Annotated in this window: 21 protein-coding genes; 6 read left to right on the top strand and 15 right to left on the bottom strand. The window is 64.4% G+C overall.

Going from position 1 to position 23,165, the window contains the following annotated elements; all coding sequences use genetic code 11:
- Positions 1–23 precede the first annotated feature (23 nt).
- The 10 genes from DEHOM01_RS00595 to sucC all read right to left on the bottom strand — a co-directional run bounded on the left by DEHOM01_RS00595 (position 24) and on the right by sucC (position 9,515).
- Positions 24–1,235 carry an ROK family transcriptional regulator gene (locus DEHOM01_RS00595; RefSeq protein WP_016663948.1) on the bottom strand — a complete coding sequence of 404 codons (1,212 nt, stop codon included), beginning with the start codon at positions 1,233–1,235 and terminating at the stop codon, positions 24–26.
- 218 nt (positions 1,236–1,453) lie between these two features.
- Complete coding sequence (locus tag DEHOM01_RS00590) at positions 1,454–2,335, bottom strand: hypothetical protein (protein ID WP_016663947.1); 882 nt, start codon at positions 2,333–2,335, stop codon at positions 1,454–1,456.
- Between the two features lie 84 nt (positions 2,336–2,419).
- Positions 2,420–3,325 (bottom strand): C40 family peptidase, encoded by a 906-nt coding sequence (locus tag DEHOM01_RS00585; RefSeq protein ID WP_061211049.1) that lies wholly within the window; start codon positions 3,323–3,325, stop codon positions 2,420–2,422.
- Between the two features lie 184 nt (positions 3,326–3,509).
- Positions 3,510–4,238 (bottom strand): metal-dependent transcriptional regulator, encoded by a 729-nt coding sequence (locus tag DEHOM01_RS00580; RefSeq protein WP_061211048.1) that lies wholly within the window; start codon positions 4,236–4,238, stop codon positions 3,510–3,512.
- Between the two features lie 165 nt (positions 4,239–4,403).
- Positions 4,404–4,709, bottom strand: a complete 306-nt coding sequence (locus DEHOM01_RS00575) for a hypothetical protein (protein ID WP_061211047.1) — start codon at positions 4,707–4,709, stop codon at positions 4,404–4,406.
- A 47-nt stretch (positions 4,710–4,756) separates the two neighbouring features.
- The gene (locus DEHOM01_RS00570; protein ID WP_061211046.1) at positions 4,757–5,116 is read right to left on the bottom strand and encodes a hypothetical protein; all 360 of its coding nucleotides are present in this window, start codon (positions 5,114–5,116) and stop codon (positions 4,757–4,759) included.
- Between the two features lie 148 nt (positions 5,117–5,264).
- Positions 5,265–6,842, bottom strand: a complete 1,578-nt coding sequence (locus DEHOM01_RS00565; RefSeq protein WP_061211045.1) for a hypothetical protein — start codon at positions 6,840–6,842, stop codon at positions 5,265–5,267.
- A 67-nt stretch (positions 6,843–6,909) separates the two neighbouring features.
- Entirely contained in the window at positions 6,910–7,329 is a 420-nt protein-coding gene (locus tag DEHOM01_RS00560; RefSeq protein WP_156468270.1) for a hypothetical protein, read from the bottom strand.
- A gap of 133 nt (positions 7,330–7,462) precedes the next feature.
- Entirely contained in the window at positions 7,463–8,338 is an 876-nt protein-coding gene (gene sucD, locus DEHOM01_RS00555) for a succinate--CoA ligase subunit alpha (protein WP_061211043.1), read from the bottom strand.
- Between the two features lie 7 nt (positions 8,339–8,345).
- Positions 8,346–9,515, bottom strand: coding sequence for an ADP-forming succinate--CoA ligase subunit beta (sucC, locus tag DEHOM01_RS00550; RefSeq protein WP_061211042.1), 1,170 nt, complete (start codon positions 9,513–9,515; stop codon positions 8,346–8,348).
- A gap of 120 nt (positions 9,516–9,635) precedes the next feature.
- On the opposite strand from sucC, the gene DEHOM01_RS00545 reads away from it, so the two are divergent.
- From DEHOM01_RS00545 to DEHOM01_RS00530, 4 genes are all read left to right on the top strand, one after another.
- Positions 9,636–9,923 carry a hypothetical protein gene (locus tag DEHOM01_RS00545; RefSeq protein WP_016663938.1) on the top strand — a complete coding sequence of 96 codons (288 nt, stop codon included), beginning with the start codon at positions 9,636–9,638 and terminating at the stop codon, positions 9,921–9,923.
- Positions 9,923–10,426, top strand: coding sequence for a hypothetical protein (locus DEHOM01_RS00540; RefSeq protein WP_061211041.1), 504 nt, complete (start codon positions 9,923–9,925; stop codon positions 10,424–10,426). The genes DEHOM01_RS00545 and DEHOM01_RS00540 overlap by 1 nt, the downstream gene beginning before the upstream one ends.
- Before the next feature lie 77 nt (positions 10,427–10,503).
- The gene (locus DEHOM01_RS00535; RefSeq protein ID WP_245630625.1) at positions 10,504–13,482 is read left to right on the top strand and encodes a multicopper oxidase domain-containing protein; all 2,979 of its coding nucleotides are present in this window, start codon (positions 10,504–10,506) and stop codon (positions 13,480–13,482) included.
- An 83-nt stretch (positions 13,483–13,565) separates the two neighbouring features.
- Positions 13,566–14,129: a flavodoxin domain-containing protein gene (locus DEHOM01_RS00530; protein WP_061211039.1), complete on the top strand. Its 564-nt coding sequence runs from the start codon at positions 13,566–13,568 to the stop codon at positions 14,127–14,129.
- 98 nt (positions 14,130–14,227) lie between these two features.
- On the opposite strand, the gene pntB is transcribed toward DEHOM01_RS00530, so the two are convergent.
- From pntB to DEHOM01_RS00510, 4 genes are all read right to left on the bottom strand, one after another.
- Positions 14,228–15,673, bottom strand: a complete 1,446-nt coding sequence (gene pntB, locus DEHOM01_RS00525) for a Re/Si-specific NAD(P)(+) transhydrogenase subunit beta (RefSeq protein WP_061211038.1) — start codon at positions 15,671–15,673, stop codon at positions 14,228–14,230.
- 3 nt (positions 15,674–15,676) lie between these two features.
- Positions 15,677–17,218: a Re/Si-specific NAD(P)(+) transhydrogenase subunit alpha gene (locus DEHOM01_RS00520; RefSeq protein WP_061211037.1), complete on the bottom strand. Its 1,542-nt coding sequence runs from the start codon at positions 17,216–17,218 to the stop codon at positions 15,677–15,679.
- 160 nt (positions 17,219–17,378) lie between these two features.
- Positions 17,379–20,060 (bottom strand): DNA helicase PcrA, encoded by a 2,682-nt coding sequence (pcrA, locus tag DEHOM01_RS00515; protein ID WP_061211036.1) that lies wholly within the window; start codon positions 20,058–20,060, stop codon positions 17,379–17,381.
- A gap of 128 nt (positions 20,061–20,188) precedes the next feature.
- Entirely contained in the window at positions 20,189–20,527 is a 339-nt protein-coding gene (locus tag DEHOM01_RS00510) for a hypothetical protein (RefSeq protein ID WP_061211035.1), read from the bottom strand.
- Between the two features lie 103 nt (positions 20,528–20,630).
- Here DEHOM01_RS00510 and DEHOM01_RS00505 point away from each other — a divergent pair, with 103 nt between their 5' ends.
- On the top strand, positions 20,631–21,692 hold the full coding sequence (locus tag DEHOM01_RS00505; protein ID WP_167346626.1) for a lysylphosphatidylglycerol synthase domain-containing protein: 1,062 nt from the start codon (positions 20,631–20,633) through the stop codon (positions 21,690–21,692).
- On the opposite strand, the gene DEHOM01_RS00500 is transcribed toward DEHOM01_RS00505, so the two are convergent.
- Complete coding sequence (locus DEHOM01_RS00500) at positions 21,689–22,684, bottom strand: alpha/beta hydrolase (protein WP_061211033.1); 996 nt, start codon at positions 22,682–22,684, stop codon at positions 21,689–21,691. The genes DEHOM01_RS00505 and DEHOM01_RS00500 overlap by 4 nt on opposite strands.
- Positions 22,685–22,885: 201 nt before the next feature.
- Here DEHOM01_RS00500 and DEHOM01_RS00495 point away from each other — a divergent pair, with 201 nt between their 5' ends.
- Positions 22,886–23,089, top strand: a complete 204-nt coding sequence (locus DEHOM01_RS00495) for a DUF3073 domain-containing protein (protein WP_016663928.1) — start codon at positions 22,886–22,888, stop codon at positions 23,087–23,089.
- Positions 23,090–23,165: the final 76 nt, after the last annotated feature.

The raw sequence follows: 23,165 nt of genomic DNA, 5'->3' as shown, positions 1-23,165 counted from the left end.
GATAGCGGGTATAGGGGTAGGGGTCAGCTGGCGAGCGCGTGGCTCGGGTGGTCAGCCCGCTCGGTTGCGGGGTCGTTTTCGGTCAGGGTCGTGGGGGCGGGCAGTTGCCAGTGTGCGAGCGCGGGTGCGCTCGGGTTCGTGAACGCGGTGTAGAGGGCTCCGACGGCTGTCGAATAGCGCCCGTGTGCCGAGCGCCTGATCCGCGGCAGGAAGGGGACGGTGAGGCGTTCCTTCAGGTAGGGGGCGAGGAAATCCGCGAGCGGTGCGGATGTCTCGCTCAGCGCGCCCGCGAGAACGAGAACCTCCGGGTCGAGGATCGCGACGAGGCGCGAAAGGGGGTCGGCGAGTGCTTTGAGATAGTCGTGCAGGCTCGCGAGGCATTCGGCATCCCCCGCGTGGGCCCGCTCGGCGGTCTGGAGGGGGCTTCTGCCAGATGGCCACTGCCAGTCACCGCATACCGATCCGGGGGTCCATTGAGTTCCGACGGCTGTCGTCATTTCGCCGGCGACGCCGTTGGCGCCTTCGAAGAGCTCGCCATTGAAGGTGACCGCGCTCGAGACGCGGCGCCCGAGCCACACCGTCACCTGGGATGAGTCGACCGTGCCGGCCCCGAGGCGGGCCTCGCCGAGCGCTGCAGCCTTGACGTCGTTACTCACAAAAAGCGGCACGTTTATGAGGGATTCAATTTCGCGATGAAAATCCCAATCATTAAGGTACGGCAGAACACGCGAAAGCTTGACCTTCTGCGCTTTGACGATACCCGGAACTGCGAGGCCAACCCCCGCGATCGAGGCGCCTTCGCCCACGATCCGAACCACGTCGTCGAGGTCTCGCAGGAACGTGTCGCGCGAGGGTTCGCGCACGCGATCCGCCTCGTAGCGCGCAAGAATGCGGCCCGCGCGATCGGTGGCGATCGCCCTGATCGCGTGCTCACCAATATCGACGCCCACCATCCTGTCGCTAGGAACGAAGGTGTATGTTCGCCCTGGTCGACCGGCTTTTCCTGTGGGACGTAGATCCGAGGTTACGATTTTTGCCGTCTCAAGAGAACGCAGAGCAGCGTCAATCGTGGGCCGCGAAAGATCGGTGCGGCTCGCGATAGCGCTTGCCGTGAGCGAGCGGTGGTCGCGCAGCAGGAGGAGGCACTGTTCTTCGGGGGAAACGTGAAGACCGGTTGCGCGCAGTTCGGGTTGAACCGAGCGCGATGCTGCACTCACATTTCGCGTGCGCGCCATGTGCGAACCTCCCCACCTCAGCGACTGCCGCGTTCGGGCCAGTAGTTTTTAAAGCCGCTTTAAATAAATCAATGCCGGGAGTTTTCGGCAAGACAAGCATCGAAATGTCGGAACCTGTTCATCGACAATTAAGATTCGCGCCGACCTCACGCCGTTTCCAGTAGGTCAGCGCACTATCAACCGCTCGTGGCAGCAAGAAGCCCCGAATGCGGGCGAGGCTACCAGCGCTCGGGATATCCGCCCTGTGTCGCGGGAATCGCCTGGCGCTGCGCGGCCGACCGTCGCGCCGCAACGATCGACATGCCTGTGACGGCAGCGATGATGAGGCCGAGACCCGCGAGAGCGCACAGGACCGCCGGAACGAAAACGTCGTGGGCAGCAACGTCGAGAACGCGCTGGACCACCGGCCCGGCAACGGTCGAATCGGTCAGAGTCTCGGGCACCCACAGCGCGTGGCCGTAGAGCACGCCGATCCAAGTCAGGGCCGTCACCAGTACGGCGACGCCCAGGAGCATGAGCGTGCGCAGCCGAACGCTCGACACGAGAAGCGCGCCGATGCCCGCAGCAATACCGACGACGGTAAGGAGGGTTGCGTTTACGGCGATGGCCTCAAGAATCTCAAACCAGCCGGCATCGAACGTACCGAGGTTGACGACGGTCGGTCCGACATCGGGGATGTCGAACGGGAGAATTGATTTCACGGGCGCGAGGAGCGCATCCCAGATTGGCGTGAGATCGGCGTGCACCGTCACGGTCGTGGCGCCGCTCGTGAGCTGGTCGTGGATGTCCCCCATCGTTCCCGACCACATCGTCCCGTAGGCCTCGGTGCCTGTGACCGCACCGACTTGGGACAAGAGCATGTCCTGCACCCCTGCCCGTAGGCTCTCGGGGATGGGGAGCCCCGCACCGACCTGGTTCATCGCCTCATTCGCGAGAGTCTTTTGCAGGTCGAGGTCGCGCGCGAGGGGGCTCGTGAGCGTCAAGAAGCCCTCGCGGTTCACGATGCGGTCGCGCACCCACGCGGCGGGCACGCTCACGGTTGTTGCCACGAACGAGACAAGCACCAGGAGCACGGCCCCGATTTCACGCACGATAGTCATAGGCTCACCTTACCGAACCGGCCATACCTCTTAAAAGGAAACGCCACCCCGGCACGATCCGGGGTGGCGTTCTCAAAGTCGTGATCAGTCAGCGATGCGGTAGAAGGACCAGTTCGCGTTCCAGAGCTTGCGGATGCTCGTGTTCTTTGCGCTGTTGCCCGCGTCGAGGATCATGCCGTTGCCGGCGTAGATGCCGACGTGGCCGGGGTAGTAGGCGAGATCGCCGGGGCGAGCCTCAGAGCGGGAGATGCGCTTGCCCATACGTGCCTGGGCGCCCGCGCTGTGCGGGAGGTGGATACCGTGCTGGCGGTACACCCACGACGTGAAGCCGGAGCAATCCCAGCCCGAGGGCGAGCTGCCACCGAACACGTAGCGAACGCCGATGCCTCGCTTAGCAGTCGAGAAGATCGAACCAGTAGCAGCCGACGAGCTCGGGGCTTCTTCGGTCTCGTTGTCGCGCTCCTCGCTCTTCTTTTCGCGCTTCTTGCGATCGGAGGTGTCCTCGGAGTTGTCGGTGTCCTCCGACTCGTCGTTTGCGCGCTCTTCGCGGCGGTCCGAGCTATGCTCTTCGGTCTCGCTGGTCTCGCGCGAATTCTCTTCGGTCTCGCGCGAATCCTCTTCGCGGTTGTCGGATTCGTCTTCGTCGCGGTCATTAAGAGCCTCGGGCTCTTCAACCTCAACCACGGGAGCCTTGGGCTTGAGGGTCGCGGCCGAAGCGGCGAACACACCGAAAGCTGAGTCGTCGTGCTTCTGAGCGACGGGGATGGCCACGGCCGGGGCGGTGACGGGGGCGATGACATTCGTCGACTCGGCAGCGGCATCGGCCTGAGTCGTGCCATCAGCGAGTGCGCCGGTGGAGCCGGTGAGCACGAAGGTCGCAGCGAAAGCAACGCCAGCGGTGCCACGGGTAGCGCGCGCCACGGGGGTAACGGGGCGCATCTGGCGGCGATGGGTGTTCGCGAAACGATTCGACACGTGGGGACCTTCCATGTTCTCGACCTTGCGGCTCCTGCCTAAGAGTTCGAGCTTCCCGGAGCAGGTATGAAAATCCAGGAGCTAGGGCGCGGCTCTTCCACAACCGAGTACGACTCTACGAAACAAAACGCCTCCGTCAGTGGGATCTGACGGAGGCTGTTCCAAGTCTTTGACAGTCCTTTACCTAGACGGAATCAGGTCACACTGGATCGACCCCGATGTGGCCCGCATCGGAAGGAGTAAGCGAGATCGGTTCGCCGCCCTCGGTCTCGAGAACGATCGCATCCGCGTCGGCATAAACGCGCACGTCAGCACCGGGAACGACCCCGTGGGCCTCGAGATCCGCCAGGAATGACACGTCCGACTGAATGACCTCCCCAATCGACGCAACCCGCACAGTGCACGGCCCTGCGCTCAGGTCACAATCCACGAGTCTTTGACCCGCACTTTGCCGAACTCCCGAGCCGTTGACCCCCTCGGCTACACCGGGGTGGATATCTTCAAGGCCGCACTCGAGTTCGGCGAGGCCCGGGATCGGATTTCCGTAGGGATCGCGATACGGAGGGGTGAGGAGCGACGCGATCTTACGCTCAACGTCGAGGCTCATCACGTGCTCCCAGCGGCACGCCTCTTCGTGCACTTTCGAGTACTCGAGGCCGATGACGTCGATGAGGTGGCGCTCGGCGAGGCGATGCTTGCGCATCACGCCCGTGGCAATCCGCTCTCCCTCGATACTCAAGTGAATGACGCGCTCATCGTCAAGGAAGAGCAAGCCATCGCGCTCCATGCGCGCAACCGTCTGCGAAACGGTGGGTCCAGACTGATGCAGTCGCTCCGCGATCCGCGCCCGCATCGGCGTAATCCCGAGTTCGAGCAGCTCGAACACCGTTTTCAAGTACATCTCTGTCGTATCGATCAGGTCAGTCACGATGCTCCTTCGAGTGGGGCGCACGGGGCGCAGAAAATATGGGGCGCTAAATATGGGGGCGCTGCTCGATTCTATAAGTGAGGTTCCGACGGCAGCCCGGCAAGCGTCGGACCCCACATTGCTTGCGCTCCCCCGCCTCGACCGAGACGCACAAAGCGCCTCGCACTACACGTCGTGTGCCACGATCCTCGCGAGTAGCGTGAGCACTCCTGCCGTCGAGGCAAAAAACGCCGCAATCGCCGCAACGGAACCGACGAACATGCCGGCGGTATCCCCGTCCCGGACTGCGCGCGCGAGAACCCACGCGGCTAGGGCGAGCCCCGCCACTGCGAGACCGATGCCGATGCCTATGACAATCGCCCCCTTGAGGAGCCCGAGTGCGCCGCCCACACTCGCGAGGAATAGAGCGCCAACGGCAAGAGCGGGCGAAAGGACCGTGGAGCGCGAAGGGGCGGGAGCGTGCATGGTCACGACATCACCTGGTCTCAAGTTTCAATGGGATTCGTCCGCTGTGCCATTCACTGCATACGCCACTGCACGTTATGCTCCACGCCATCGTCATCCTCGTCGGTAAAGGTGAGTATCTTTTCGCCGTCCCCCGTGAGTTCATCGGGGAAGCACACGAGACCCGATGCTGTCTCTCCCTGCTTCAAGACTGCGGCTGCGAGCTGACCTTTCACGATCACCTCGTGGGCCCGTGCCCCCTGCTGTGCGCTGCTCGTGAGCCAAAATTGCCTCGCGTTCGTATCGCTCCCGTTGCTCTTCGCGGTGGCCTGAACCTGGCCCGCATCGACGGGAGTGCCGGGCGTTCCGGTCTGAAGAGGTGCGGGCGTGGGTTGCGGCTGGTTCATTCCGGGACCGAGGAACGGTGCGCTCATGCGGCCATCATAGACGCCGGCCGGCCATATAGGTATGACAGGTCACACCTCCCGGTGCGAATAAAGAAGGTGCGAATAAAGAAATCGCCCCGCACCACGCTCCTCGAAGGAGATGGCACGAGGCGAAATCGCATCGAGCAGTGGCGCGCTACCCCAGCATCGCGATGAGGCCAATGATGATGGACACGATGCCGATGATGATCGTGATAACCGAGAGCACCGACGTGATGATGCCGAGCGCCTTGCCACTACCGCCCTTGAAGCCGCGTGTGGCGCCCCAAGCACCGAGCACGAGCCCCACGAGGCCGAGCGGGAGCGCAAGGGCATACACGAACATGAGCGGCACGAACGAGAGCCCGATACCGATCAGGGCCAGCACAAGACCAATGATGGCGAGCACAGTGCCGCTCTTCTTCGGTGCGCTTGCGGTGGCGGGTGCTTGCTGGTTGTAGCCCGCGGGGGTCGGGTAGCCGGTATTTGCGCTCGGTGCCGAGTAACCGCTTTGCACACCCGGGTTGCTCGGCTGGAACTGGTTAGCGCTCGAGTTCTGGGCGCTGTAGCCGCCCTGCGGCGCTGCCCCGTGATCGCCGGAGTTCATCGCACTGTAGCCGCCCTCGGGGGCCTGCTGCTGGCCATAGCCCTGGGCGTAGCTAGGCTGCTGGTTCTGCTGGCCGTAGCTCTGCTGGCTGTAGTCGTTGCCGTAGCTCTGCTGGCCATAGCTCTGCGCTTGGGGTGCGGATTCACTGCCGTACCCCTCGCTCACGGCGCTTGAAGTCTGGGCGCCGAAGCCCTGCGCTTCACCGGGCTGCTGGAAGGCCGACGCCTGCCCGGATCCCGCGGCGGTCGAGTCAAACTGCTGCGGCTCGTTCGCCGAAGGGGCCGACGGAGCCGAGTACGCGGGAGCTGCCGAGGTTGCCGACGCTGCCGGGGTTGCCGAGTTTGCCGACGCTGCGGATGCTGCCGTGCCGTACTGCGCGGCGCTGCTGTCCGTATTCGAGTAGCCGCTATCAGGCGCGCCACTCGGGGCGCCATAAGTCTGGTTCTGCTGCGACGAACCGTAGCTGGGCGCTTCGCTCGGCGCGCCATAGCTGGGTGCGCCGTAGCTGGCCCCGCCGTAGCTCTGCGACTGGGACGCCGCGCCCTCGTGGCCCGGTGCGCCGTAGGCGCCAAACTGCGTGGATTGCTCGCTGTGCTGCTCGGTGGCGCTCGACTCACCGCCGTGCGACGGTGCGCCGTAGGAACCAAACTGCGTGGATTCTTCGCGCGGCTGTTCGGGCTCAACGCCCGCCGGCTCACCCTGAGCAGCCTCGACCTTTTCCGGCTGCGCCTGCTCATTCTGTGCGGACGCACCGTAGCTCGGAGCCGCGGGAGCCGCTTCTGCGGCGTTGCCGTAGTGGGCGGGCTGGTAGGTCGAGCCGTACGACGGCACGTCTTCGCTTGTGTCCGGAGTCGCTTCGGGATTCTGCGAAGCTTCGGGGGACTTTCGATCTCCCTCAGCCTCAGCATTCTGCGAGGCGAACGGGCCGACCTCGTGCACAACGCCGCCCTCGGGCGTCGCAGCAGCGGACTCGTCGTGCGAAGGGGCGAGCGCTTCCTGCGCCTGCCAATTCGGTGCCGATGACTGCTCCTGCTGGGCGTTCTCGACGCTCGGCGGATTCTCGGGGTTCTCGGGCTTTGGGTAGCCCTGGGGGTTGTTGACGGGATCGTTGCCGTAAGGAGTACTCATGCCCCCATCCTAAAAGCGGTTTCCTTAGAAACCTTTGGCAACGAGTGGGCCGGGGTGCCGTCGGATCTCAGGCCTTCCCCACCGGCATGGTGAACAGAAACGAATACGAGATCAGCCCGAAGAACACGAGTGGGAATGACGCGGCGATCGCGGCAAACGAGAGGAGGGCGCTTCCGCCCAGTCGCTGCGAAAGGCGAACGCTCACAAACGCGAGCACGAGAGCGAGAACCGCGAGGGGCAGTGTTCCAAGGCCCATGCGCGCGAGCGGTTCGACGAACGAGCACACGGCGCAGACAACACCGAGAAAGCTCAGCACGAGCGAGAGCGCTGCGAGACCGAGCCCCGTGCCAAAGAGGTACTTGAGGAAAGCGCCGCTGCGAGAGGTGCGCGCGGGCGTGGAGTCCCAATTCGAAGCGCCCCCAAGCATCGAGGGGTTGAAGCGCGGGGCTTCGCTCGGCGTTGTCCTGGTGGGTCCTGGTGTACTCATGCGGAAAGACTACTGAGTGTGCCGGCGTGGTGGGGCGCGCAACTTGTCGCAATCTTGAGACAGCGAACGCGGTGCAGGACTCGCGTGCGAGCGACGTCGAGCTTCGCCTATCCGTGGCGGGAGGCGATGCCCGCTAGAGGTCCTCTCGTACGAGCCTCGCGGCCTCACTCGGGCTCGTTCCCACGCGCACACCCGCAGACTCGAGCGCCGCCTTCTTCGCGCGCGCCGTTCCGCTTGAGCCGCTCACAATAGCGCCCGCGTGCCCCATTGTTTTGCCTTCGGGAGCGGTGAAGCCAGCGATATAGCCGACGACGGGTTTCGTGACCCTCGCGCGGATGAATTCGGCGGCGCGCTCCTCGGCGTCTCCCCCGATTTCACCGATCATGACGATCACCTCCGTCGCGGGGTCCGCTTCGAAAGCATCGAGGGCATCGATGTGGCTCGTGCCCACGACCGGGTCGCCGCCGATTCCGATCGCGGTTGTGAAGCCGATGTCGGAGAGTTCGTGCATCATCTGGTACGTGAGGGTGCCGGATTTAGAGACGAGCCCGATCGGGCCCGGGCCCGTGATGTGGTCGGGGATGATCCCCGCATTGGACAGACCCGGCGAGACGATCCCCGGGCAGTTCGGCCCGATGATGCGCGTGCGACCACTGCGCTGCGCGCGCGCATAAAACTCGACGGTGTCCAGAACAGGGATGCCCTCCGTGATGACGACGACGAGTGGCATACCCGCCTCGATCGCTTCGATCACGGCCCCCTTCGCAAACCTGGGCGGCACGAAAACCACGGAGACATTCGCGCCGGTTTCGCGCATCGCTTCGGCCACCGTGCCGAAAACCGGGGTCCGACGGTTGCCGAGGTCCACGTCGCTCCCGGCTTTCTTCGGGTTGACCCCACCCACGATCTGGGCGCCCGCGGCGCTCATGCGGCGCGCGTGCTTGAGACCCTCGCTTCCGGTGATGCCCTGCACGATGATGCGGGAGTTGTCGTCAAGAAAAATCGCCATGATTGCCCTACTTTCCAGCGGCGAGCGCTGCGGCTTGCCTCGCGGCGTCGTCCATTGAATCCGCGATGTGCACGAGCGGGTGCTTCGCGCGGCGAAGAACCTCGCGCCCCTCCTCCACGGCATTGCCGTCGAGTCGCACGACAATCGGCTTCGCTGCGCGGTCGCCGATTCTCTCGAGGGCGCCGACGATGCCGAGGGCGACTTGATCGCACGCGGTAATACCGCCAAACACGTTGATAAATACGCTTTTCACCTGAGGGTCGGCGAGTACCAACCCGAGCCCATCGGCCATGACGCTCGCCGAGGCCCCACCGCCGATATCGAGGAAGTTCGCGGGGTTGACACCACCGAAGTCGCGACCCGCGTAGGCGACAACGTCGAGAGACGACATCACGAGGCCCGCACCGTTGCCCACAACGCCGACTTCGCCGTCGAGCTTCACGTAATTGAGGCCGAGACGCTGGGCCTCTTCCTCGAGGGGGTCCTTGCTGTCGGTTGAGGCGAGGGCGGCAAGGTCGTCGTGACGGAACAGCGAGTTATCGTCGATCGACACTTTGCCGTCGAGGGCGAGGATCTCTCCCCCCGTGGTGGTCACGAGGGGGTTGACCTCAACGAGGGTCGCGTCTTCGTCGCGATAAACCTCCCACAGCCGTTCGAGAACCGGGGCGATGGCGCCGATCTGCTCGGCATCGAAGCCCGCAGCTTCGATAAGATCTCGCGAAGCTTTGGCCGTGAGGCCCTCGAGCGGGTCGATTTCGTGGCGCGCGAGCGCCTCGGGCTTGTCTTTGGCGAGTTGCTCGATCTCGACGCCTCCCTCTTTCGAGCACAGCGCCGTGAGGCCGTGCGCCGAGCGGTCGAGAAGAATCGAGAAGTAGTGTTCCTCGGCGATCTCGGCGCCCTCGGTAACCAGGACGGAATGCACCGTGTGCCCCTTGATGTCCATACCGAGGATCGCGCGGGCTGCTTCTTCGGCTTCCGCTGGGGTGTGAACGACCCGAACGCCGCCGGCCTTTCCGCGACCGCCGACCTTGACCTGGGCCTTCACGACCAGCACGGGAGAGTCGAGCGACTCCGCGGCCGTGCGCGCTTCCAGCGGGGTAGTCGCAAGACGGCCGTCGAGAACGGGAACGCCGTGGCGGGCGAATAGCTCACGCGCGTGATGTTCGAGAAGGTCCACGGGGGTCCTTTCATGGCAGGCAATTGTGACTCCAGGTTAGGGGATCGCCACGGCCAAGCGGCACAGCGGACACCCGCGCGCCCGTCACACCCGCCATACCGGGGCCGTTACGATGGAACAATGACGAGCCCCCGCCCCCAGCGTAGAACGCTCCGCCAGCGCATCATGGATCACCTTTTCTTTTCCGTCGTGGTCATGACGCTCTTTTTCGTGGTCCTCTCACTCATGGGGATCAAGGCGAAGTTCGCGAGCCTCGTGCTGTCGATCCTGCTCACGCTCGCGCTCAACGTGGGGCTTTCCTATTACTACGAATGGCGTCGCGACCGCGAGCGCGCCGCGATCCGCGAAGGCCGCGCGAATGTGCGCGACAGACGCGATGGCGATATCCGCATGAGGGATGAGAAGTAATGGCCAGTTGGAAGACCTACGCAAAGGCGGCTCGCAACACGGCGCGCAAGCAGGCTCCCGGCGCGAAGCGCGCCGTGCAGCGGGAGGCCCGCGCCTACGCGAGCGGAGCGCAGAAAGTCTGGGAGGCGAAAGCGGCCGAAAACGTGCGCCGTGGCGCCGAGAGCGCGAAGAACTCGGCGAGCGAATCGGCAAAGACGATGCGCGCGGCCGCGAAGGTCGCGGGGCGCCGGTATCGCCGCGCGAATATGACGAAGCGCCTGCTCGCGGCCCTGCGCGACACGTCCATCATCGCCCTCTCGCTCGGCGCGATCTGGTTTGTGTTCTCGAGGATCATCCCTATCCCGGTGACGTGGATGCTCATTCTCCTCGCGGTGATCGTGCTCTTGCGGATCATTGCCGCGCTCATGCAGGACACGTACGAAGAGACCGACCTGAACGACCCCGAGGGAATCGCCCGCGAAGACCTCCCAGAAGGTGCGAAGATCAAGAAATTTAAGTCCTGATCAGAGCGCAAACTCGGCGATAGCATGGGCCGGGCGCCTTTGCGCCCCGGATGCACCCCCTGCACGGAAGGCCACACGTGACCCCTCCACATGATCGCCCCGAAGGCTTCACCCGCCGCAGCTGGCACAGGAAGGCCACGAAGCCCGTCTCCTATTGGATGATCGCGCTCGTGATCGCCGTCGCCGCGCACCCGTTCATCCCGCAGTTCCGGTGGCTGCTCGTGCACATGGTGACGCTGGGGCTCGTGACGACCTCGATCATGATTTGGGGCCAGCACTTCACGGAGGCGCTCCTTAAGACTCGCCTCGCCGAGGAATCCCGCCCGACGCAAGTGGGGCGCATTTGGGGCCTCACGGCGTCGATTGTGCTCACGATGGCGGGCATGCTCGCGGCTCTCCCGCTCCTCACTGTGCTCGGCGCCGTCGGCGTGAGCGCCATGATTCTCTGGTATGCCTTCGCGCTCGGCGCGCAGCTTAAGGCCGCTCTCTCCCCTCGTTTCGCCTTCGTTGTGCGGGCCTATCTCATGGCCGCGTGCCTCCTCCCCTTCGGCGCGGTCCTCGGCGCGGTCCTCGCTTTCTCCCCCGGTGAGCCATGGCAGGGGCGCGTGCTACTCGCGCACCAGGTCGTCAACATCCTCGGTTTCGTCGGCATCACTGTTTCGGCGACGCTGCTCACCCTGTGGCCCACGGTGCTGCGCACAACAATCGAACCGGCGAAGGCGATGCGCGCCTCGCGCTTCCTCGTCGTCATGGTGATCGGCACGCTCATCGCGATGCTCGGTGCGCTTGTCGACAACGTCCTCGTCGGGCTCGCGGGCCTCGCCCTCTACATCCTCGGCCAAGTCGTCATCGGCGCACTCCTCATCGCCCTCGCGCGGCAGTCCGCCCGCCAGGTGCGCCGCGAGCCACTCCCCCTGTTCCCCGTGCTCTCGATCGGCGCTGGATCGGTGTGGTTCCTCGGCTCAACGCTCGCCCTCGCAGTGCTGTGGGCAGCGTCGATCGGAAGTTCCGACGGCTCCCCGGTCACCTCGCCCCTCAACTTCTCACTCACCGCGGCTCGCCTCCACGACCTGAGCGTTCCCTTCATCGCGGGCTTCCTTCTCCAGGTACTGCTCGGAGCCATGAGCTACCTCTTGCCGGTGTCGATGGGCGGCGGTCCCCGCGCTCTCAAGGCGAGCCTCGCCGTCATGAGTCGCGGCGCCGTATTCCGCGTCGTCACCCTCAATCTCGCGCTTGGCATGTTCGCGTTCGCGAGCGTCTCGGGCACGATTGGCGAGGCGCTCTTTGGGGCCCTCACGTTCGGCACGTTCGCACCGAGCCAGTTCGGCTCGGTCACGCGCGTTCTTGTATCCGCGGTGGCGTTTATCGTACTCGCGTCGTTCACCGTCCTCATGCTCCGCATGGTCAAGGTCAATCTTCGCGAGCGCCTCGAATTCACCGAACGTTCGGCGCAGCTCGGAATGCCCGGCATAGGTGCTCCCGCAGACCCGCAGCAGTCGGCGACGAGCGGCTCGGCCCCGGCTGCCACTGCCTCCGGCATGAGCTCCACTCCCGCTCTGGCGCGTGAAGGAAAGGCTCGCCGTGAGCAGCCGGCAACACTCGGCCGCCGCCACCTGACGAGCGCCCTCGCGGGCATGGGAACGGTGTTCTCGCTCGCCGCGGTCGGGCGCGCTTTCGACGGCACCCTTGCGGGCGCGGCTGCCGTCGGATCCTCTTCAGGTAGCGCTAAGTCCCCGGATGGTGCGGGCACACGCATCGCTCCCACGGGCCACACGACCCGCGTGAAGGTCGAGGCGAATGCCGACATGCGCTTCGTTCCGAACACGCTCGAGGTGCCCGTGGGTGACCGACTCGAAATCGAGGTCCGCAACGTCGATCCCGCAAACACGCACGACCTCGTTCTCGCCACGGGCCCGCACACGGCGCGCCTCCACCCAGGCGACACCGCCGTGCTCGAGGCCGGCGTCATCACGGAACCCGTCGAAGGCTGGTGCTCGATCGTCGGTCACCGCGCGATGGGGATGACCCTCAACATCGCCCCCACGGGGGCCGGGGCCACCGACTCTCACGGGAGCGGACAAGGCGCGGAAACCGTCGGAACACACAACGCTCCCCTCACACGGGTCAAAGCCGACCTCAAAGCCGCACCCGGCTCCTCCCGCACACGGCGCGATCCGGTGATGCCCGCCGCCCCCTCCCCTGGCACGCCGCAAAAACTCGCCTTCACCGTCACCGAGGAAAACCTCGAGATCGCGCCCGGCATCGCGATGGAGTCGATGGTGTACAACGGCGAGGTGATGGGGCCCGTGATCACCTCCCCCCTTGGCGGAAAAATCGAATTAACCCTCACCAACAGCGGCGAGATGGGCCATTCGATCGACTTCCACGCGGGCACCGTCGCGCCTAATCGCTACATGCGCACGATCGCGCCTGGTGAGAGCCTCACCTACCCCTTCACGACCGACTACGCCGGCGCGTGGCTCTACCACTGCTCGACCGCGCCCATGACGATGCACCTCTCCGGCGGCATGTACGGAATCCTCATCGTCCCGCCGCAGGGACTCGCGCCGGCCGACCGGGAGTACGTGCTCGTCCAATCCGAGCACTACCTCGCCCCGGGGGCCAGCACCGGCGCGGATGGAAACCCTGTTCAGGGGCCCGACGGTTGCGCGGTTCACGCCATCTCTTCGGAAAAAATCTTCGCCGAACGCCCCGACTTCACCGTGCTCAACGGACACGCGAACCAGTACGTGCACGAGCCACTCGAGGCAAAGGTTGGCGAGCGCGTGCGCATCTGGGTACTCGCCGCAGGGCCCAGCCGAGGAATTGCCTTCCACGTCGTCGGTACCGTTTTCGACACCGTCTTCAAGGAAGGCGAATATCTACTGCGGCCCGACAACACCACCGGCGGCGGCGCACAAGCTCTCGACCTCGGCAGCTGCCAGGGAGGCTTCGTCGAGATGGTGTTTCACGAAGAAGGCACGTATAAGGCCGTCAATCACCAGTTCGTCGACCTCGAACGCGGCGCGCTCGCGCTCATTAACGTGACAGCCTGAGCGCCGCGCACCGGTGGTCCCTGCCCGTGCGCGGCGGTGCGTGGCAGGCTGGAAGTACCGACCACCACCGCGAAGGAGCACCCATGAAAGCCCTCATCCTCAACGCCTCGATCTACGGGCACTCCGGCCGATACGCCGAGATGATCGCGAGCGCCCTCACGGATGCGGGTTGGGACGTGCACACCCTCACCACCAAAGGATTCACCGTCGAAGCAGCAACAGAGACACTCGGAGGTGAACCCGACCTCGTCGTGTACGCGGGCGGCAACTATGCGGGCAAGCTCCACGACGTCAAGGCATTCGTGAGCGCCGCACAAGCTTTCAAAGGCGCCCGCCTCGCCCTACTCTCCGTTGCCTGGGCTGACCCGAGCCGCACCGAGGAGGTCGATAAAGTGCATCGCGCGAACCTCCCGAGCGACGTGTATGCGCGCACCGAACGCTTCCATGCGCGCGGCGGCCTCGCCCACTCCAAGGTGTCTTTCGCCCACAAGGCTGCCCTCACGGGCGTGCACGCCTTCATGAAGGCGACGCCCGCGAGCAAACGCCACGCGAACGACCAGGAAATGCTCGACACGTGGGGCACAGACACCGATTTCGTGAAGCGCGACAACATCGAGCCAATGCTCAAAGCACTCCTCGACTCCTGACTCCGGCCCGAGGCCCGGCGAACTAGATCTCCGCATAGAAGGGCCCCGCGCCCACCCACGGACGGGTACGCGCGGGGCCCTCGGTTGAGCGAGAGAGGCTAGAGCGCCTTCGTAATCGACTCGACTGACGCCTTCGCGTCGCCGAGCAGCATGTCCGTGTTCTCGTTGAAGAACAGCGGGTTCTGAACGCCCGCGTATCCGGCACCCATCGACCGCTTGAACACGACGACACGCTTCGCGTCCCACACCTTCAGCACGGGCATGCCTGCGATCGGACTGCCCGGCTCCTCGGCAATCGGATTCACCGTGTCATTCGCGCCAATCACGAGCACGACATCAACGTCGCCGAAGTCGTCATTCACCTCGTCCATTTCCAGCACGATGTCGTAGGGAACTTTCGCCTCGGCGAGAAGCACGTTCATGTGCCCGGGCAAACGCCCCGCCACCGGGTGAATACCGAACGTGACGTCCACGCCATGCTCGCGGAGCTTCTTCGTCAGCTCCGCAACCGGGTACTGCGCCTGCGCCACAGCCATGCCGTAGCCGGGGGTGATCATGACCGTCGAGGCACCCTTGAGAAGCTCCGCCGTCTCTTCAGGCGTGATCTCGGTGTGCTGCCCGTAATCACGCTCGGCGGTAGATGAGCCACCGTCGGAACCAAACCCGCCGAGGATCACCGAAATGAACGAGCGGTTCATCGCCTTGCACATGATGTAGCTCAGGTACGCACCCGACGAGCCGACGAGCGCGCCCGTGATGATGAGCAGGTTGTTGCCGAGCATAAAGCCCGCGGCCGCCGCCGCCCAGCCCGAGTAACTGTTGAGCATCGAGACGACGACGGGCATGTCGCCACCGCCGATCGCCGCCACCAGGTGGAAGCCGAGGAAGAGCGCAAGGATCGTGAGCAGGAGAATCGAGGCCCAGCCGGCGAAGCCCTCGCCGCCGCTCGCCATGAACACGATCGTGAGAACGAGCGAGAGAGCGAGGACGCCGAGGTTGATCCAGTTGCGGCCCGGAAGCATGAGCGGCGCGCCTTTGATCTTCGCCGAAAGCTTGAGGTAGGCAACGATCGAACCCGTGAACGTCACGGCGCCGATGAAAATACTGAGCGCCACCTCGCCCAGATGGAAGGTCTCCATCGCGGGCAAAATACCATACGGATGCAGGAAACTATTGAAGCCGATCAGCACCGCCGAAAGACCCACAAACGAGTGGAGCATGGCGATGAGCTCGGGCATGCCCGTCATCTCCACCTTCTTCGCGAGCGGGATGCCGACGCCGGCACCGATACCCATCGCGAGAATGATCAAGATGAGCGTGACGATCGGGCCATTGAAATGCTCGGGATCCACGTGCGAGTTCGCGAGCGCACGCGCGATCGTGGCTACAAGCGCAATGCCCATACCGGCCGCACCAAAGATGTTGCCGCGCTTCGCGCTCTTTTGCGCGCTGAGCCCCACGAGCGCGAGGATGAAAAGAATGGCCGCGGCAATGTACGCGAGGGTCGTGAGCCTCAACGTCCAATCAATCAGCTGCATGTCCATCGATCAGCCCTCCCTCGAAAACATGGAGAGCATGCGGTGCGTGACCGTAAACCCGCCAAAAATGTTGATGCTCGCGATGACAATCGCAATGAACGACAGAATCGCCACGGCAATATTCGCGCTGCCCACCTGCAAAATCGCGCCCACGAGAATGATCCCAGAAATCGCGTTCGTCTCGCTCATGAGCGGCGTGTGCAGCGAATGCGTCACCGACGTGATCACGTAGTAGCCCACCACGATCGCGAGCATGAGCACCATGTACTGCTCCGCCACCTGGAAGGGACTCGCAAGCACAAGTGCCACACCGAGGATGCCACCGATGATCGCCGCGATAGTCCCCGCGTGGGACTTCTTCGCTTCGGGCGCTTCGGCGGGAGCCGGTGCCGCTTCGGCTGCAGGTGCAGGCGCCGCCGACACCTTCACGGGAGGCGGTGGCCACAGCACATCCGCCTGGCCATCGTGCGCGAACGTTACCGTGATGCCACGAACGATCGTGTCCTCGAAATCGAGCATCATCACGCCATTCTTCTGAGGCGTCACGAGCTTCATGAGGTTCACGATGTTCTGCCCGTACAGCTGGCTCGCCTGACCGGGGAGCCGGCCCGCGAGGTCGGTGTGGCCCACGATCGTCACGCCATTCTCGGTCTGGTAGACCTCGCCAGGCCTCGTCAACTCACAGTTGCCGCCGTTCGCGGCAGCCATATCCACGATCACCGAGCCGGGCTTCATGTTCTGAACATCAGCGGCGGTGAGAAGCACCGGCGCCTTGCGGCCCGGGATATTTGCGGTCGTAATGACGATGTCCGCCTCGGCCGACTGCCGCGAATAGAGCTCCGCGGCCGCCTTCGCTTGGTCCGCCGTCATCTCCTTCGCGTAGCCATCCTCAGACTTCTCCGTCTTCGCCTCGATCGGGACGAATTCCGCTCCCATCGACTCAACCTGCTCGGCAGCCTCGGGGCGAAGATCGGTAGCCTTCACGATCGCGCCCATCGAATTCGCCGTTCCAATAGCGGCGAGGCCCGCAACGCCAGCCCCGATCACGTACACGTTCGCGGGCGGCACCTTGCCGGCTGCCGTCACCTGGCCCGTGAAGAGACGCCCAAAATTGCTCGCGGCCTCGATGACCGCGCGATAGCCGGCGATGTTCGCCATCGAACTGAGCACGTCCATCGATTGCGCGCGCGAAATACGCGGCACCGCATCCATCGCGAGCGCCGTGAGTCGATGTTCTTTCAGTTCGTCAATGAGCTCCGGGTTACGACCCGGCGCCATGCGAGAAATGAGCACGGCACCAGCGAGCATCCTCTCGCGCATCTCGCGCGGGGGCGTATCGAGCGTCGTCACGATATCGGACTGCCACACCTCCTCCCCCACGATCTCGGCGCCGGCTTCGGCGTAGGCGGCATCGAGGTATGAGGCGCGCTCCCCAGCACCGCGCTCAACCGCGACGTCGTAGCCAAGCTTCCGGAGCTTGCGTACGGTGTCGGGCGTGGCGGCGACGAGCGGCTGATCCTCGAGTGTTTCTCTCGGGATTCCGATTCGCAATGTCACTCCTTAGTGCGAGATGCCCATGTGCGCATGGGACCTGCTACGAATCTACCGCGTGCGTGCGAGACGTACAGCCCGAAACTCATGAGGGTCGAGAAAAACTGCGTCTCACGCCTGAGAGAAGGATGCCCGGACGGGTCGCGCCGGCTGCTCTCGCTCAGAGCTTCGTGATTGGCGCGTAGCGCACCAGGAGGCGCTTTTTCCCGTGCGGCTCCCGGAACTGGACCTCGACCTGGAGCTTCTCCCCCGCCCCGGACGCGGAGACGACGGTACCCATGCCGAAGCTATCGTGCGTCACGCGGTCGCCAACCTCGAGGTTCGGGATTTCGCTCGCCGTCTTCGCCTTCTTGCCTGAACCGAAACTCGGCCTCGACACGTCGCGGCGGCCGCCACCGACGCCTACGCCGGTGACAGATGGGCCACGCCTGCTCGAAGTACCCCAACCGTCGGAACCGCCGAAGCCGCCACCAACGCCACCGCCGAAATCAGCGTACGCACGCGCGTTTCCTGCGCGCGCTACGTGCACGAGGGCCTCGGGGATCTCCTCAAGGAACCGGGACGCGGGGAAGAACTGCGGCGTGCCCCACGCGGCGCGCACGCTCGCACGCGTAATGAACAGCCGCTCGCGCGCTCGGGTAATCCCCACGTAGGCGAGGCGGCGCTCCTCCTCGAGTTCTTTCGGATCGGCGAGGGTCCGCTGGTGCGGGAAGGTGCCGTCTTCCATCCCCGTGAGGAACACGATCGGGAACTCGAGGCCCTTAGCGGTATGGAGGGTCATGAGGGTCACGAACTGATCCTCGCCCTCGGGGATCTGATCGGAGTCGGCGACCAGTGAAACCTTTTCGAGGAACTGATCGACGAGCGAACCACTCGGGGCTTCGGGGCCACCCTGCTCGTCCTCGAACTCGGAGGCCGCGGCTTCCGCAGCCGCGAGATCCGCCTCGAAGTCAGCGGCGACACTCACGAGCTCCGCGAGGTTCTCGAGGCGGGATTCATCCTGGGGATCATCGCTGCTCTGGAGGGAGGCGTAATACCCGCTCTCGCTCAGGATCTCTTCGAGAACGTCGCTCGGGCCCTCGCCCTTTTCGACCTTTTCGCGCACGCGCGACATGAGTGACACGAACTTCTCAATCGCGCCCAGAGAGCGCGTCGCAATGCCGGGGGCTTCGCTCGCGCGCTCGAGCGCCTCGCCGAAGCTGATCCGCTCCTGTTCCGCGAGCACTGACACGGCGGCCTCAGCCCTCTCGCCGATTCCACGCTTAGGCGTATTGAGGATGCGTCGCAGATTGATTTCATCGACGGGGTTCGTCAGCACCCGAAGATACGCGATCGCGTCCTTAATTTCCCGCCGCTCGTAAAAGCGCGTTCCGCCCACAACCTTGTACGGGAGGCCCACGCGAATGAGCTGATCCTCAAGCGCGCGGGACTGGGCATTTGCCCGATAAAACACGGCGATGTCGCCAGCCTTCGCCCCCTCATCGATGAGAGCGTCAATCTGGCGGGTGATGTACCGCGCCTCGCCCTGCTCATCGTCGGCCACGTACAGCGTGATCTGCTGGCCGTCGCCCTGGTCGGTCCACAGCTTCTTGGGCCGCCTGCCCTGGTTTTCCTTGATGACCGCGTTCGCGGCGCTGAGGATCGTTTGGGTCGAGCGATAGTTTTGCTCAAGCACGATCGTGCGGGCGCTCGGGAAATCCTGCTCGAACTCGATGATGTTGCGGATCGTCGCGCCGCGGAAAGCATAGATCGACTGGTCTGAGTCGCCCACGACCGTGAGGTCCGCGCGAGGATCATCGCCCACGAGCTCGCGCACGAGCCTGTACTGCGCGGTGTTCGTGTCCTGATACTCATCCACGAGCACGTGCCGGAACCGACGGCGATAGCCTTCGCGAATCCCCGGATTCTCGGCGAGCAGGCGCACAGTCAGCGCGATCAAGTCGTCGAAGTCCACGGCGTTCGCCGTGCGCAGCCGCTCCTGGTATTGGGTGTAGATCTGCGCGATCGTCCGTTCGGCGGGGTTCTTCGCGTTCTCCGCCTGGGCAGCGTATTCCTCGGGCGTCACGAGCTCGTTCTTAAGAGAGGAAATCTTTGCCTGGAACGCTCGGGGCGAGTGCCTTTTCGAGTCGAGCCCCATGTCCTTCGCGATGTTCGTGATGAGACGCTTAGAGTCTGACGAGTCGTAGATCGAGAACGTGGACTTGAGCCCGGCTGCAGCTGCATCTCGCCGCAAAATACGCACGCACGCCGAGTGGAAGGTCGACACCCACATGTACCGGGCCGCGGGCCCAATGAGCGCCTCAACCCTCTCCTTCATCTCGGAGGCGGCCTTGTTCGTGAAGGTGATCGCGAGAATTTCGCCCGGAAGAGCCTCTCCACTTCGCAAAAGGTGAGCGATGCGGCGGGTCAGCACGCGGGTCTTGCCGGAGCCTGCCCCGGCAACGATCAACAGCGGGGAGCCGCGATGTTCGACCGCATCGCGCTGGGGCGGGTTGAGCCCCTCGACGATCTCCTCGAGAGCAGCCTCATCGCGCCCGCCCCAGGCCGCAAAACTCTCATGACGCACGGGCTCGGGCTCATCCGGAACCGGCTCAAAGCTCACCCCCGCCTCGGGATTGGGCGATTCCGACATCTGCTCATCAAACGCGGTTTCCCAATCCTCGGGTGGGGCATCCTCGGAAAAATCCCATTCGTCGGGAGGCGGGCAAGCGTCGGACTCCCCTCGCGCACTCCCGCTCTGTGCGCGCGCACCCGTGCCACCCTCGCCTTTGCTTCCCTTCCCGGCCTCGCCGAGCGCGCGGAAGGATTCGGGAAGTGGAAAATCGTCAAAAAGCGAGGACATAGAGGCACCTTCACGTACGGATAGGGCGGATAGTTAACGGATGCGTGGGCGCGCATGCACAGGTTCGTGCGCAGCGGGCCTACCCCGTGCGGCGGTATGCCCGTGCACGGGGGTGCTTACACGCGCTCTCACATGAACAGCGCAACCGCGATATTCACGACGATGCCCGTAGGAATCACGAACCAGACCGGCGCGGGGGTAGCTTCACGCTTCTTGATCGCGATGAACGCACACACCGCAACGATGATCGACAGCACAAGCTTGATACCGATCACCATGTGGTTGATACCCATGCCTGCGGCGATCGCAATGAGGGCGGCGATCAGGCCAAACACGGGTGCGGCAGCGGCCATGTGCGCCATGCCGGGAAGAGGCTGGCGGTTCTTGGCAGCGGCAATCCACATGCCGAAGGCGCCGGCCCAGCAGAGGATGTGGAGGAAAACAAAAATCATCATGAACGTATGCATGACTCCACTCTACGAAAGGGGTGAGACATTTAAACTCAGGGGCCCCGACGGGGTCGCTCGCATCACGTCGAGACCGCTCGCGTTTCTGCGAGAATGGTCCGCGATGAACGACTCCTCCAGCCCTACGCCCCTCACACGCGAGCAAAAACTTACGCGCGCCCTGCTCGCCGTCGGCTCCATTGCCCTCGCAGCAATTCTGATCGTGTGGCTCATCCCCCGCGCTCTCGACACATCGTGGACACACATTCTCGCGTCCTTCACCGGGATCAGCGTGTGGTGGGTCCTCGCGCTCCTCGCTGTCGCGCTTGTCGTCCTCGCGATCGACTCAATCGGTTTTTCCGCCTGCTTTCGCGGCGTGAGCCTCAGGGCCAGCGCCGAAACGAATGCTGTCGCCCAAGCCATCACCGTCGCAATCCCAATGGGATCGACCATCTCCCTCGGCCTTATCTACGCTCGACTCAAACGCGCCGGGGCGAGCGCGAAAACGATCGCCTCGGGCACCCTCCTGGCTTCGATCGCCGACATCCTCGCGCAGATCCTCCTGCCGATCCTCGCCGTTACCCTCCTCGCTCTCGCCCCGCTCGACATTCCGCTGTGGGTCCGCATCGCCCTCATCGTTGCCGCTGCGCTCGGCCTCGCCCTCACGAGCACGGCGCTCGGACTAGCCTCGAGCGAAACACTGCTGCGCACACTCCTCGAGCGCGTGCAAACGATCACCGACGCCTTCCACGAAGGCTACGGCGGGCAAAGCCGCGACATCGTCACGCCCGCACTCGCCACGCGCGACATGGCGATCGCCGACGCCCAAGGCTCGCGCGCCATCATCCTCGGCGCCCCCACCGTTGCGCGGATCGTGCAGGGCCTCGCGTTCATTGCCTGGTGCACGTTCGGCTACGGCTTCACCATCAGCCCGCTACTCCTCTTTGGCATCTATGCCCTCAGCCGACTAGTTGCCCTCATCCCTCTCACGCCGGGAGGCATCGGCGTGATCGACGTCGGCGTCGCGTGGGCCCTCGTGCAATGCGGCGCACCCAACGCCGCGGCCGTATCGTGCGCCCTCACCTTCACCCTCAGTCAGGTCCTCACCCCGGTCGTCGTTGGCGCGCTCGCTATCCCCGTGAGTGTCCACGACTCCCGCGCGGACATCGCGCGGCGCAGCTCCTAAAGCCCGCGGCTATCCATGTACGCCGCAAGCTCAAGGAAAAACAGCTTGCGCGGCGCCTCGAGCGCGAGCGCCATGTCGTGCGTCGCTCCCGGGATTCGGGCAACGGTGAGATCAGGGCCCGCATGTCGGGCGTTCTTCACCTGATCCTCGACGTTCAAAATCGCATCACTCGTGTAGGCACGGCGCGTGAAAAACGGTTCGAGAGCGGATCGCGTCGAGGCCGTCATGAAAATAGGCTCGCGGATATTGAGCCCGCTCGCGAGCTGATTCTGGGCCCGTGCAACGGCAGCGAGTGTGCATGCCGGCATCGGGAACGACTCGAACGGCTTGTACGGCACATGCCAATCCCAATGCCCCCCAAAGTGGGTGTGAAGCGTCCGGGCATAAAAATCGGGCGTGCCCGGAATTACCGAGCTTAGGGGCCGCGTGCGCGCGAGCGCCTCGAGCATAGGAAGGAGGGCTCGGCGCACGAGCGGCCCGCCATGCAGTTCGAGCCACGGCGAATTGAGCAGAAGGGCCGACGCTTGCCCCGGGTTCCTCGCCGCCCAAGTGACCGTCGTGATCCCTCCCGTCGAGTGGGCATAGATGACCGGTTTCTTTGGGGTGAGGCCACGCTCGCGGGCGGCCGTGCTCGCCATGTCGATCGTGCGGCTGATCTCCTCTGCGTAGTCGCTTAGGTCGCCAATCGCGGTCGCCACATCTCCCTCGCGCAGCGAACGACCGTTTCGGCGCAGGTCGATCGCCCAAAAATCGTAGCCGCGGTCGTTAAAGAAGTTCGCGACGTGCGGGTGAAAGAAGTAGTCGCTCCAGCCGTGGAGGTACAACGCGATGGCGCCCGTCGCTCGCTCTTTCGGTGCGGGCCGCGCGATCGTCGTGAATCCCCACGGCCCGAGTGCGTCCTCGCCGCCGTCGTGGTGGCTGATGTCGAAACCATGCGCGACGAGAGCTGAATCGTCAACGGGCGGATAGGTGCGGTCGTGTTCGGCGGACATGGCTGGGGCTTTCTTTCGTCGCTATTCGCACTCGGTAGCAGGGCATTTTTCCCGGTGACGGAGCCGCCGTCGGGTGTGACGTGGCCCCGCGCGGGCCTGCTTCTACTTTAAGTCCCAGGCGCCGCAGTGTAACCTAGAGTCCGAAACTTACTCTCCAGGGCGAAAGACGCCCGCATGTTCGACGCACAGGGGGTCGTACCTATGGGTCGTGGCCGTCAGAAAGCCAAGCAGGCCAAGATTGCTCGGGACCTCAAGTACTACAGCCCGCCCACGGATCTCAACGCTCTTCAGCGTGAGCTGAGCGGGAAAAAGAACGAGTCCGCTTCGTGGGACGAAGATGACCGCTACGAAGACAAGTGGGCAAGCGAGTACGACGACTGGGCTGACGAGGACGAGGAGTCCTGACCGCCCCTTCATTGTGAACTGACGCCGCCAAACGAAGGTAATTCGCGAGAACTACAGCCGTTTGGGGGCGTCATTT

The sequence above is a fragment of the Dermabacter hominis NBRC 106157 genome, from assembly GCF_001570785.1.
Lineage (GTDB): Bacteria > Actinomycetota > Actinomycetes > Actinomycetales > Dermabacteraceae > Dermabacter > Dermabacter hominis.
This window is presented reverse-complemented; position numbering and strand designations above follow the sequence as displayed.